This window comes from Sphingopyxis sp. Geo25 (assembly GCF_949769135.1).
Lineage (GTDB): Bacteria > Pseudomonadota > Alphaproteobacteria > Sphingomonadales > Sphingomonadaceae > Sphingopyxis.
Map to the genome: position 1 here is coordinate 13,769 of NZ_CATKOZ010000005.1, position 11,272 is coordinate 25,040.

At 65.2% G+C, this 11,272-nt stretch carries 12 protein-coding genes and 1 pseudogene; 5 read left to right on the top strand and 8 right to left on the bottom strand.

All coding sequences use genetic code 11. The features are described 5' to 3' along the window. Window positions 1-22: 22 nt before the first annotated feature. Window positions 23-535 (bottom strand): fasciclin domain-containing protein, encoded by a 513-nt coding sequence (locus QOL68_RS13690; protein WP_282949886.1) that lies wholly within the window; start codon window positions 533-535, stop codon window positions 23-25. 189 nt (window positions 536-724) lie between these two features. Between QOL68_RS13690 and QOL68_RS13695 the strand changes: the two genes are divergently transcribed. Beyond that, window positions 725-1,180 (top strand): DUF3429 domain-containing protein, encoded by a 456-nt coding sequence (locus tag QOL68_RS13695; protein WP_282949885.1) that lies wholly within the window; start codon window positions 725-727, stop codon window positions 1,178-1,180. On the opposite strand, the gene QOL68_RS13700 is transcribed toward QOL68_RS13695, so the two are convergent. From QOL68_RS13700 to QOL68_RS13720, 5 genes are all read right to left on the bottom strand, one after another. Then, complete coding sequence (locus tag QOL68_RS13700; RefSeq protein WP_282949884.1) at window positions 1,177-1,875, bottom strand: GTP cyclohydrolase I; 699 nt, start codon at window positions 1,873-1,875, stop codon at window positions 1,177-1,179. The two genes, QOL68_RS13695 and QOL68_RS13700, sit on opposite strands and share 4 nt — an antisense overlap. 158 nt (window positions 1,876-2,033) lie before the next feature. Continuing rightward, window positions 2,034-3,545, bottom strand: a complete 1,512-nt coding sequence (locus QOL68_RS13705; protein ID WP_502957399.1) for a cryptochrome/photolyase family protein — start codon at window positions 3,543-3,545, stop codon at window positions 2,034-2,036. A gap of 178 nt (window positions 3,546-3,723) precedes the next feature. Further along, window positions 3,724-5,100, bottom strand: coding sequence for a cryptochrome/photolyase family protein (locus QOL68_RS13710; protein WP_282949882.1), 1,377 nt, complete (start codon window positions 5,098-5,100; stop codon window positions 3,724-3,726). 193 nt (window positions 5,101-5,293) lie between these two features. Further along, window positions 5,294-6,829, bottom strand: a complete 1,536-nt coding sequence (locus tag QOL68_RS13715) for a phytoene desaturase (RefSeq protein ID WP_282949881.1) — start codon at window positions 6,827-6,829, stop codon at window positions 5,294-5,296. After that, window positions 6,826-7,770: an NAD(P)/FAD-dependent oxidoreductase gene (locus QOL68_RS13720; RefSeq protein WP_282949880.1), complete on the bottom strand. Its 945-nt coding sequence runs from the start codon at window positions 7,768-7,770 to the stop codon at window positions 6,826-6,828. Before QOL68_RS13720 ends, QOL68_RS13715 begins: the two co-directional genes overlap by 4 nt. 202 nt (window positions 7,771-7,972) lie before the next feature. Here QOL68_RS13720 and QOL68_RS13725 point away from each other — a divergent pair, with 202 nt between their 5' ends. The 3 genes from QOL68_RS13725 to QOL68_RS13735 all read left to right on the top strand — a co-directional run bounded on the left by QOL68_RS13725 (window position 7,973) and on the right by QOL68_RS13735 (window position 9,247). After that, window positions 7,973-8,560: a LuxR C-terminal-related transcriptional regulator gene (locus QOL68_RS13725; RefSeq protein WP_058455492.1), complete on the top strand. Its 588-nt coding sequence runs from the start codon at window positions 7,973-7,975 to the stop codon at window positions 8,558-8,560. Between the two features lie 193 nt (window positions 8,561-8,753). Beyond that, a complete protein-coding gene (locus QOL68_RS13730) occupies window positions 8,754-8,981 on the top strand; it encodes a hypothetical protein (RefSeq protein WP_058455491.1) in 228 nt (75 codons plus the stop codon). Continuing rightward, on the top strand, window positions 8,978-9,247 hold the full coding sequence (locus tag QOL68_RS13735) for an usg protein (protein ID WP_282949879.1): 270 nt from the start codon (window positions 8,978-8,980) through the stop codon (window positions 9,245-9,247). Before QOL68_RS13730 ends, QOL68_RS13735 begins: the two co-directional genes overlap by 4 nt. A gap of 96 nt (window positions 9,248-9,343) precedes the next feature. On the opposite strand, the gene QOL68_RS13740 is transcribed toward QOL68_RS13735, so the two are convergent. Continuing rightward, complete coding sequence (locus tag QOL68_RS13740; protein ID WP_204993637.1) at window positions 9,344-9,823, bottom strand: Hsp20 family protein; 480 nt, start codon at window positions 9,821-9,823, stop codon at window positions 9,344-9,346. A gap of 186 nt (window positions 9,824-10,009) precedes the next feature. Here QOL68_RS13740 and QOL68_RS13745 point away from each other — a divergent pair. Further along, a pseudogene (locus tag QOL68_RS13745) lies at window positions 10,010-10,222 on the top strand (EAL domain-containing protein); the annotation flags it as partial. Between the two features lie 77 nt (window positions 10,223-10,299). On the opposite strand, the gene QOL68_RS13750 reads toward QOL68_RS13745, so the two are convergent. Beyond that, window positions 10,300-11,067: a hypothetical protein gene (locus QOL68_RS13750; RefSeq protein ID WP_282949878.1), complete on the bottom strand. Its 768-nt coding sequence runs from the start codon at window positions 11,065-11,067 to the stop codon at window positions 10,300-10,302. Window positions 11,068-11,272: the final 205 nt, after the last annotated feature.

Here is an 11,272-nt window from a genome sequence, read left to right on the forward strand (position 1 = left end):
GAGCGCGATCGCGCCTTTTGTATCAGCCCGGCATAAGGACGCCGTCGATCACGTGGATCACGCCGTTCGACTGGAGTACATCAGCAGGGCCGATCTTTGCCTTGCCGCCCTTGGCATCGCCGACATACCAGGCGCCGTCCTGCTGCCAGATGGTGAGCTTTCCACCTTGGACGGTGGTCAGGACGGCCTTTCCGCCATTGGCCTGTGCCTGCGCCGCAAGGTCCGCGGCGGTAAGACGGCCGGGAACGACATGATAGGTGAGCACGCCGGTCAGGGTTGCCTTGTTCTCGGGCTTCAGCAGGGTATCGACCGTGCCTGCCGGCAATTTGCCAAAAGCGGCGTTGGTCGGCGCGAATACCGTGAAGGGTCCCGGCGACGCGAGCGTGTCGACAAGGCCGGCCGCCTTAACGGCGGCGACGAGCGTCGTGTGGTCCTTCGAGGCGGAGGCATTCTCCACGATATTCTTCGTTTCGTACATGGCCGCGCCGCCGACTGCGGGGTTCTTGGCGGCGGCGGTACCGGCGGTGATGGTCATGCTCGCGGCCGCGATCGAAAACGCAATGCGGGAAATGGACATATGTCGTTCCTTTGCAAACCGTCCCTGGGGGGAAGGGGACACCGCCTGTCTACGTTCCCGTGGCTGTGGCGGCGACATGTCCTTTCGGGCGGGGGATGCATTAAAGGGCAGATTGCGCCAGCATAGGGTGGGCGGAATAATCCGACGATGGCCGAACCTATTCTCTCCGTCTCCCGGATGCAGGAAACGCTTGGTTACGCCGGCCTGCTTCCCCCCGCCGCATGCCTGCTGTTGCCGCTGGCGTGCGGCCTGGACTATTACTGGACCGCGCTCGCTCTTCTTTATTTCTATCTCGCCTCGATCCTCTCCTTTCTCGGCGGCCTCTGGTGGGGTTTGGCATCGTCCCGGCCGTCGGCGCCGCGCTGGACCCCCGTAGCAGCGGTGCTGCCCTCGCTTGCCGTTTGGGCGAGTTTCTTGCCTTGGCTTGTCGGCTGGTCGTGGCCGAAGCCCTCGCTCGCGGTGCTGTCGCTTGCCCTCATCCTGTCGCCGCTCGTCGATCGGGCCATCGTCGGCGGGCATGCCGGTGCGACCGATTGGAACAGGTTGCGATGGCGCCTTTCGATCGGCCTCGGCGTTTCGGGGCTCGCCTTCGCTTTCATCTAGCGTGTTCCGGCCTCGCCATCGTCCCCGGGAACCGCAATTCTCTGGCGGGAGCGGCTCGCATTGGCGGCGCGCGTTCCGGATGCGAGTGGGCCGGAACCTATCAGCGCGGCAACGGCGCGGCGCATATCCGGATCATCCCTGAAGCGGCCGAGCATGATGCGTGTGGTCACCGCGAGGTCGGTCGCGGGCATGCCGGTGACCAAATCGACATGTCTGGTTTCCATGATCACCGCGACACCCGCTGGCGACAGCCGGTCCCAAATCGCTTCCGCGAAGTCCGCGGTGAGCTGCTCCTGCGTCTGAAGGCGCCGGGCAAGAATGGCCAGGGCATGCCGGATCGCGGAGGCTTCTGCGATCATCGCATCGGGCAGATAGGCGACCGTCGCCACACCGGTCACCAGAGCAAGATCGGTTTCCCGGACTGTGTCGAAGGGAGTATTTCGCAAGACTATCATTTCCGGGGCCCCGGACTCTTCGCTTGCTCTTGGCCTGACATCGAACATCACGCCTTCCCTGTGTCCCGAAAGGGCCGAGCGCAAGGATCGAGCGACCGTGCCCGGCGTCTCGCGCAAGCCCTCCCGGTCGGGGTTCTCCCCGATCCAGCGCAGCATGGTCCGAATGGCTTCGATGACATCGGGGGGAACCGTGCCGGAGCGCTCGCGGCCCGGCGCATCGCTTGGGAATTTGGCTGGCATGGGCTCGCGTGCCGTCGGCGCTTCCTGAGGATCGGGGCAGAATAGCCCCGCCGCCGACGTCTCTCGCGCGAAAGCCCGGGCAACAATATGCCTCTTCGGGCAGCCCGCGATGCCGTCGGCGAACGCGGCCGACGGTGCGATCCGCCCGCGGTTCCGACTTACCGCAAGGCCTGCAGGAAGTTGCGAGCGCTGGCGCGCACATTTTTCCGCTCGGCGTCGCTGAACCGCATCCAGCTGTCTGCGGCCATCCGCATGCGCGGGTTGGCGCGGAGCATCGTCGCGTGGCGGGCGATGAAGTCCCAGTAGAGGAAGTTGAACGGACAGGCGTTGGTGCCGGTCCGGCTCTTCACGTCATATCGGCAGCCGTGGCAGTAATCCGACATCCTGTTGATATAGGCGCCGCTTGCGGCATAGGGCTTGGAGGCGAGCAGGCCGCCGTCGGCAAACTGGCTCATCCCGATGGTGTTCGGCAATTCGACCCACTCATAGGCGTCGGCGTAAACGGCGAGGTACCAGCGATGCACTTCGGCGGGGGCCACGCCGACCAGCAGCGCAAAATTGCCGGTCACCATTAGCCGCTGGATATGGTGGGCGTAGGCCTCCTCGCGGGTTTGCGCGACGCAGGACGCAAGGCAGGCCATATCGGTGTCGCCGGTCCAATAGAGCGCGGGGAGCGGCCTCGACGCGCCGAGCGCATTTTCGTCCGCATAGCCCGGCATCCGCCACCAGTAGATGCCGCGAACATATTCGCGCCAGCCAAGAATCTGCCGAATGAAGCCCTCGGCGGCATTTATCGGTACCTTTCCGGCGCGATACGCGCTGTCGACGACCCGGCACAGATGGCGCGCGTCGAGCAGACCAGCGTTCAGATATTGGGCGATCGCCGCGTGGTAGAGATATTTCTCGCCCGCCAGCATCGCATCCTGATAATCGCCAAAGCGCGAGAGACGCGTGCTCACGAAATCCTCGAACGCGGCCCCGGCGTCGCGGCGGGCGACCGCGAACCAGAAGGGCTCGAGATTACCGAAATTGTCGGGGAAGTTTTCCGTCACCATCGCAAGGACCTCGCGCGTCACGCGGTCCGGCGTAAATTGCAGCGGCTGGGTCATCATGAGATCGCGCGTTGCGGCGTTGCGGTTGTCGCTATCGAAATTCCACTTGCCGCCCAGCGGCTTGTCGCCGTCCATGAGAATGCCGGTGCGCCGCCGCATCATCCGGTAGAAATGTTCCATGCGAAGCTGCGAGCGCCCTTCGGCCCACGCGGCGAATTCGGCGGAACTGATGAAAAAGCGATCGTCAGGGACGATTGTCACGTCGGCGACCGACCGCAGGATTTCGGCGACGCGATACTCGCCGGCTTCGGTCACCCGAAGCGGCAATTTGCCATGACGCCGTCTGAACCGCTCGATCTCGGATGCAAGCGAGCCGCTATTTCCAGCATCGTCGAGCCGCACATACTCTACGTCCCACCCGTCCGTGCGCAGCTCGGCAGCGAAGTGGCGCATGGCGGAGAAGACGAAGGCCAGCTTTTTGCGATGATGAGCGACATAGCCAGCCTCGGCTGCGACCTCGACCATCAGGACACGCGTCCTGGCCGGATCGAGCCCGCGCAGCGACGAGATGGCCGGGGTAAGCTGGTCGCCGAGGATGAGGACGAGCTGGTTTTTCAATCCCGCTTCGCTCGCGCTGCGGCCATCCGGAGACGATGCGCATCGACCTGCCGGCCGCCGCATATCCGGGCGATAACTTTCCCGATGCTCATCCGAAGGGTCTTGAGCGCTTTCGAGCGGCACCGACAGCTGGACTTTCGGGCAAACCGCGCCGCCACGGGCTTCGGCGTGATCTTCGTCAGGCGCGCAGCGACTCCCACGCGGCCAGTGCACGGCTCCGAGCCTCCTGGTGGCCGACGAGCGGCGCCGGATAGCCGACAATGCCGGTCCCGCCGCCATGCATTGCGGCAATCTCGCTGTCACCGAGCCGAGAGAGTTCGGGCACGAACGCGCGGACATAATCTCCCATCGCAAACTTCTCGCACTGCAGGAGCGGCGACATGATCCGCGAAAAGACGGGCGCATCGACGCCCGTGCCGGCGACATATTGCCAGTTCATCGCATTTGAGCCGAAATCGGCGTCGAGCAATGTGTCCCAGAACCAACGCTCGCCGCGCCGCCAGTCGATGAGGAGATGCTTGACCAGGAAGGACGCGGTTATCATCCGGACGCGGTTGTGCATCCATCCGGTGCTCCAGAGTTCGCGCATCCCGGCGTCGACGACAGGATATCCGGTCCGGCCCCGGCGCCATGCCCGAAAGTCCCGATCCGCCGCCGCGCCCGTTCGCCACGGGAAGCGGTCGAAGGGAGCGCGGCCGTTCCGTTCGCCATAATCGGGCATTTGATCGACGAGATTGAGACCATGTTCGCGCCAGCCGATTTCGGAACGAAAAGCTTCGGCGCCGGGATCGTCGCGGTCCCCGAGCGCATGCCAAAGCGTTCGCGGACTGATTTCGCCGAAGTGGAGATGGGGGGAGAGCCGCGATGTCGCGGGCCGAGCGGGATAGTCGCGATCGGTTTTGTAATCGCCAGCGGCCGGGAGCCAGTCGCGAAGTGCGCGAAGAGCCCCCTTCTCGCCGGGCACCCACGCGCCGAAGCCCGAGGTCCAATCGGGCCCGGTCGGCGTGAGGCGCCACGTTGAAAGCCCTTCCGACTCCGGCCACAGCTCGGGGCCCGCAATGCGGTCCGGAGCCGGCAGCGGCAGCGCGGGCGGCATTCGCTCGAGCAGCCGGCGATACCATGGGGTGAAGACGCGGTAACGCTCGCCGTTCATGTTCGTGATGGCCGACGGCGGGGCGAGATAATTGCCGTCGTGCAGCACGAGGTCTGCGCGGGCAGACAGTGCCGCGTCGATCCGTTTCCACCATGGCTCGTAACAGCGCGTGGCCAAGACATGGCGCGCGCCGGTTTCGATCATGATCTTCTCCAGCTCGGCCGCCGCTGCGCCGCGCCGCAGAACCAGCCTGCTGCCCCGCTTGCGGAGGCTGGCGTCGAGGGCCGTGAGGCTGTGGTGAAGCCACCACCTTTGCGCTCCGCCGATCGACCAATCCCCGGGCGCCTCATCGTCCAATATATAGACCGGCACGACAGCGCCCTCGGCTATCGCCGCCGTCAGCGCCGGATGGTCGGTGAGCCGGAGGTCCTGCCGGAACCACAAGATCGATGTTCGGGTCATCCCGTTCCCCGGTCCGCGCGCCCATCATGGGCCAGGGTTTCGGGCGGTGCGGCGCAGCGCCGCACCGCCCGGCGATGACAATCCATCGCCCCCCACCGCGGCAAGGTAAAGGTCGCAAGGGCCCTGCCGCCGGTGGAACCGCCAATGCCCGTGGCCGGCGCGCCGGCCTCGCTCCTCAATAGGCCGGTCGCGGTCATCTTCCCGGCCCCTGTTGTTTCCGAGCGACAGGGCCGCGGCCGTGCGCGGCCGGCCGTGCGCCGATATCGTCGAGGATGAGACCGGCCGTTGCTTTCGCGCTCGCCACGACGCCGGGAATGCCGGCGCCGGGATGGGTGCCGGCACCGGTGAAGTAGAGGTTGGAGATACGGTCGTCGCGGTTGTGGCCGCGAAACCATGCACTCTGCGTCAACGACGGAGTAAGGCTGAAGGCGCTGCCGTGATGGGCAGCAAGATCGCGTTCGAAATCGGGCGGGGCATAGGCGAGGCTCGTCACGATCCGGTCGCCGAAATCCGGAATCAGCCGCCGCTCGATCTCGGCGATCATGCGCGCCGCCAGCCTCGGCCCTTCGACGTCCCAGTCGAGCGGAGCATGGCCGAGATGCGGAACCGGCGCGAGAATGTAGAAGCTGCTGTGCCCATCGGGCGCGACGGTGGGGTCGGACGCGCTGGGATGATGGAGATAGAGCGAAAAGTCGTCCGCAAGCCTCCCGTGACGGTAGATGTCGTCGAGAAGTCCGCGGTATCGAGGTCCGAACAGGATCATGTGATGCGGAATGTCGGGGAAGCGCCCCCGCACGCCCAGATGGAGAACGAAAAGGCTTGGGGACCAGCTTTTGCGAGCCAGGCGCGCGCCTTCTCGCGGCCCGCGGGGATGATCGAGCAGATCGCGGTAGCTGTGCAATAGGTCCGCGTTCGATGCGATGACGCTGGCCTCCGCGCGGAAGCCGCTCTTCGTCACGACAGCCGTCGCGCGGTCGCCCCGCGTTTCGATCCGCACCACCGGATCACCCAGTCGGATCGTTCCGCCAATGCGCTCGAACAGCGCCGACATGCCGGTCACGAGGCGGTTCGTGCCGCCGCGGGCATACCAGACGCCGCCATCCTGCTCGAGCTTGTGGATCAGCGCATAGATGCTGCTCGTCGTCATCGGATTGCCGCCGACCAGCAGGGTGTGGAACGACAAGGCCTCGCGGAGCTTCTCATTTTTCACGAAGCCGGCGACGGTTGCGTAAACCGAGCGCCAGGCACGGCGCCGCGCCAGCGCCGGCGCCGCTTTCAGCATCGAGCGGAAATCGAGGAACGGCACCGCCCCAAGCTTCACATATCCTTCCTCATGGACTACGGCCGCGTAGCCGAGAAAACGTTCATAGCCTTCCACATCGCGCGGTTCGAGGGCGGTGATCTGCCGGTCCAGTGCGCCGCGATCATTGCTGTAGTCGAAATGCGATCCGTCGGGCCAGCTGAGCCGATAGAAGGGTGCAACGGGAAGCAGGTCGACATCGCGATCGATCGTGTCGCCGCTCAGCGCCCAGAGCTCGGCGAGGCAGGAGGGGTCTGTGATGACGGTCGGGCCGGCGTCGAACCGGAAGCCTTCCTTCTCGAACATATAGGCGCGGCCCCCGGCAAGCTCGCGTGCCTCGACCAGCAGTGTTTCCACGCCCGCCGACTGCAGTCTGATCGCCAAAGCGAGACCGCCGAAGCCCGCGCCGATGACGACGGCAGCGGTCATCGGTTTGCTCCCGCAGCGATCGCCGCGCCCAGCACATGGCCGGACAACCATGCATATTCGGCAAAGCCATGATAAAGCCAATCACCGCAGGCGCCGAGCCCGATCGCATCGTTCCAGAGCGTCGTGAGGTCCCGGCCCGAGGGCTGGGCAAACAGCCAGCGGTGCGCGGCCGAATGGAAAGGGCGCGGCAGGGGGCGGCCGGCCGCATCCCCGAGAGCAGCAAGAAGTGCCTCCGACACATCCGCGCTGTCGCGGCCCAGATTCGCCTCCGACCACGTCCAGTCGGCCTGCACGACCCACCGCTCACCGGGCGTGCGTCCCGGCTTGGCGCTGTCGCGAGCGGCGGTCACGATGGGGCCTGCGCCGCGCAGGAAGTCGGGAAGATCGGCAATCCGCTCGCGAAAGGCGAACATCGCGCTCCACGATGGATAGGATCGCACCGACATGGCGGCGCGCGCCATCTCGAAGTCGTGAAGCGACAGAAGCGGCGCCGCTTGCTCGGAAGGGATCGCGACCACCGCCGCGTCGAAATCGCCCAGGCGCACCGCTTCGCTGTGCAGCGTCCAGCCGTCGCCCGATCGGGTCAGGGCGGTAACCGGGGTCGAGAGGCTGACATCGATGCCCGAGGCGAGCGCCTTTATCGGGGCAGTCATCGTCGGCGTCCCGACCCAGCTGTCGGCGCCCGCGGCAGGCCAGCGCGCGGCAAGCCCCGCTGCCTCCCACTGGCCTACGAGGCGCCGGAAACCGTCCGACCGGGCCGTGAAATGTGTTGCGCCGTGGTCGAAGCCGACCGCCCGGCCCCGGAGCTTGGAGCGCCGCGTTGCAAGACGCCCCCCGACGCCGCGAGCCTTGTCGAAAACGGAGACGGCAATGCCCGCGTCCCGCAGCCGGTGGGCACAGGCGAGGCCGGAGATTCCGGCGCCCACGATCGCTACATGCATGGAGGGCACCGGACCATAGCGTCGATCGACAACGGAATGCAGGAAGCGGAAGTATCGCGAGCCGCAACGCGGCCCCGGTCATCATGGATCATCTGGGTTTTTCTCGTTCCGCCGCATTCCGGCGCCGACGAGGCTTGCATGACAGGGGGCAAGTGTCGCAACATGTCCCTTGGGGCATGAGGCGAGGAGCAGGCAGGAAGCTATGTCATTGAAGACGATGATCGCGGCGAGCCCGATCGCTGCGGTGATCAGCGACCCGCGGTTGCCCGACAATCCGATCGTCGAATGCAATGCGGCGTTCGCGGCGCTGACGGGATATGCACGCGAGGAGATTATCGGGCGGAATTGCCGTTTTCTTTCCGGCCCCGGCACCGAGCCTGAACTGACCGAGACGTTGCGCGCCTCAATCCGCGCGCGCCGGCCCGCGCTCGTGGACATCCTGAACTATCGCAAGGACGGCTCGCCGTTCCGCAACGCCGTCCTCGTCGCGCCGATATTCGGGGTCACCGGAAAGCTCGAATATTTCCTTGGATCCCAGATGGAAGTAGGAGGCGTCGAGGATGCGGCTGCCCAGCGCACCGCAAGGGCGCGCCAGTTGATCGAGGCGCTTTCGCCGCGGCAGCGCGAGGTATTGAAGCATATGGCGAGCGGGCAGCTCAACAAGCAGATCGCATTCGCACTTTCATTGTCGGAGCGCACGGTGAAGATGCACCGGTCGGCACTTTTGCGTGCGCTCGGCGTCGAGACCACCGCGGATGCCATCCGGTTGGCGGTCGAAGCGGGTTACTGACGGCCACCGAAAGCGCACCTCTTCGCTTCAAGAGGATCGGGCAGAATTTTTTGTGCCCCGGTTGGGAGAAGCAAGGCCCCCTTTTCAACGGCCTCAGCCCTCTTGACTCGACTCGCGGGCTTCCCAAAATCTGTATCCGCGGCCTGTTGCCGCACGACGAGAAAGGAATGGCGACAAGGAAGGAGGCACGATCATGTCCGAGCCATTTTCCCGTTTTCTTCATCCCTTCGACGTGGCGCGTCACCCGAGCCTGGAGCCCGAGGTCAAGCGCGCCCTCCTCGCATCCTGGGCATCGGACCGCTCGGCGGTCCGCAACCGGCCGGCGCTCCGCAAGCCGCCGGGCGTGCGGCGCGCGGTGCCGGTCGACGATGTGCTGGCGGCGCTCCGCTCGCTCGACGGCGGCGAAGCGCGCGCGCCATGACCGACCGGGTGCTGATCGCGCAGCTGGACGGCTATGGACTGACGACCGCCGAGATCCATTATTACCGGCCCGATCATCCCTCGCTGCTCCAGCTCTTTGTCTGGCAGGACTATGATCTTCCGCCGGACTTTCCGGTGCTGTTCGATTTTCTGGCCATGTGGCGGCGCCAGATCGAAGCTGCGCTCCATTCGGTACGGATCGCGCATCATGCGCTGATCGGACCCGCCGAGTGGCGCGCGGCCGATATTCTGCGGTCGCTGGAATAGGGCGAGCGGCCGGCCAGGTCGCTGCCTGCCTAACCCCCCGCCCCCGACAATCTTCCTGAAAAAGGGGGGCACGATGCGGTGCCCCCTCTTAGGCGCTCAAGCGCTTTCGAGCGCCTTGTCCTCGGGCGCTGCGATCCGCTGCCGCTCGCCGGAACTGCTGCCGATTGCGATCTTGCGCGGCTTCATCGCTTCGGGAACGACGCGGTTGAGCTCGATCGTGAGCAGCCCGTCGGCGAAGCTTGCGCTGCCCACCTCGATATAGTCGGCCAGCTGGAAGCGCCGTTCGAATTCCCGGCGCGCGATGCCGCGGTGGAGATAGGCGCGCTTCGCATCCTCCCCGGCCGGCTTGCCCGTGACAGTGAGCTGGTTCTGCTGCGCGACGATCTCGATCTCGTCGGCCTTGAAGCCGGGAACCGCCAGCGTGATGCGATAGCGGTCGTCGGCGTCGCGGACGATGTCGAAGGCAGGATAGCCGTCGGACGTCTCGCTGCGCTGCCCCTTCTCCAGCAGGTCGAAGAGATGGTCGAAACCCACCGTCGAGCGGCGGTAGGGGGTAAAGTCGAAGTCGGTTCTCATTTCCAAATCCTCCTGAGTGAAGCAATTCGGGCATGAGATGCGCCGGGACGTAGAGCCGGCGCTCTCTATGTCCTTCGGACCCGCAAAATGCGGCGTCCGGGAAAAAATTAGGTAGGCCTTTTTCGGTTTCAAGAGGCGGCGAGTGCATCTGGCGCACCGCCCCAATGTCCCGGGAAGGCCGACAATGTCATCCGCGCCATCACGGCGCTGGCCGACGCGCCGGACATGGAGACACTGGCCGAGGGCGTAGAGGATGAAGCGCAAGCCGAAATCCTCCGGCAGGAGGGGGGCCACCAGATCCAGGGCCATTTGCTGAGCAAGCCGATCGAAGCCCACGCGGTTCATGCCTCTATCGCAGCTATGGCGATCAAAGCGGACCACCAGCAGCCAAAGGCGTGACGTCAAGTCTGCGCTTCGTGCCGTGTCTCGACCCCTAAGGTCGACCGAAATGATGCGCGGTCGACCTTGGCTCCATATCAGAAGCGGCGCTGCCCGTTGCCCCAGTTGCCAATGTCGCAGCGCCCGGAAAAGTCGGTGACCGCCTTGATGGTGATGAGGCCGGTGCGGCGATCGATCGTCAGCTTGGGCTTGTTCATGCCATTGAGGCGATAAGTAGCGGTGATCTGGTCGCGTCCAACGACCAGGTTTTCCAGATCCCACCACCCATGATCGCCGCCGGAATGGATCGGCGGCACAAGCTTGGGCCCGAGGTGAATGCGGCCCTGTGTTCCGTAGAGTTCGATCTGGATATCGCTGTTGAATGCCTCTGTGCCGCTCGCTACCTGATTGCTCCATTCCCATTTATGATTGGAATGGTTCCAGGTGTAAGTCGGCTGCGAGGTTACGGTCGGGCGATTTCCGCCGCCATAACAGACGAGGACCATCGAATTGGGGTCGCGATAGTCGGATGCGGGCGGCGGTGCGCCGTGATCGTTCCGGTCGTCGCCCTGTGACCCTTCGGAGCAGTTCCCGGCAGGCACCCCGATGATCGCGGCGTAGCGGCCCTCCATCGTGGAGACCGAGATGCAGCGTCCGGGGCGCTTGTTCCACCAGAAGGTGAAACGCTGATCGCGCACGTCGTTCGACTGACGCTGCTCATATCCGCGCGAAAGAAGCTGGGTCTCGCCACCGGCCGCCCGGGCCCCGACAAGATCCTCGACATCGGAGGCGCCTTGGGCCGTGGCGGATGTGGCAAGTGCGATCACCGCAAATGCGGCCGGCAGAGCTAGGACGTGACGCATCATTGGCTCTCCTGTTGCTGTGCGAGGCTAGCATCGCCGCGATACCCTGCAAGCCCAATTTTTCGCTCGCCGGCGGCTTTGACGGCCAAGATGGGGTGGGGATCTGTCATGGCTTCCCCGGTCATCGCGGCCTGAATCCCAAAGTTCAGGAAAGTTCAGCCCATTGAGCGCTCTTTTTGGACCGGGAGCATGCCGAACGCATCTCGCA

Excerpts from the sequence above, each read along its gene's own strand:
- QOL68_RS13690 (WP_282949886.1), bottom strand. The coding sequence starts at position 535 with ATGACCATCACCGCCGGTACCGCCGCCGCCAAGAACCCCGCAGTCGGC.
- QOL68_RS13695 (WP_282949885.1), top strand. The coding sequence starts at position 725 with ATGGCCGAACCTATTCTCTCCGTCTCCCGGATGCAGGAAACGCTTGGT.
- QOL68_RS13700 (WP_282949884.1), bottom strand. The coding sequence starts at position 1,875 with ATGCCAGCCAAATTCCCAAGCGATGCGCCGGGCCGCGAGCGCTCCGGC.
- QOL68_RS13710 (WP_282949882.1), bottom strand. The coding sequence starts at position 5,100 with ATGACCCGAACATCGATCTTGTGGTTCCGGCAGGACCTCCGGCTCACC.
- QOL68_RS13715 (WP_282949881.1), bottom strand. The coding sequence starts at position 6,829 with ATGACCGCTGCCGTCGTCATCGGCGCGGGCTTCGGCGGTCTCGCTTTG.
- QOL68_RS13720 (WP_282949880.1), bottom strand. The coding sequence starts at position 7,770 with ATGCATGTAGCGATCGTGGGCGCCGGAATCTCCGGCCTCGCCTGTGCC.
- QOL68_RS13725 (WP_058455492.1), top strand. The coding sequence starts at position 7,973 with ATGTCATTGAAGACGATGATCGCGGCGAGCCCGATCGCTGCGGTGATC.
- QOL68_RS13730 (WP_058455491.1), top strand. The coding sequence starts at position 8,754 with ATGTCCGAGCCATTTTCCCGTTTTCTTCATCCCTTCGACGTGGCGCGT.
- QOL68_RS13735 (WP_282949879.1), top strand. The coding sequence starts at position 8,978 with ATGACCGACCGGGTGCTGATCGCGCAGCTGGACGGCTATGGACTGACG.
- QOL68_RS13740 (WP_204993637.1), bottom strand. The coding sequence starts at position 9,823 with ATGAGAACCGACTTCGACTTTACCCCCTACCGCCGCTCGACGGTGGGT.
- QOL68_RS13750 (WP_282949878.1), bottom strand. The coding sequence starts at position 11,067 with ATGATGCGTCACGTCCTAGCTCTGCCGGCCGCATTTGCGGTGATCGCA.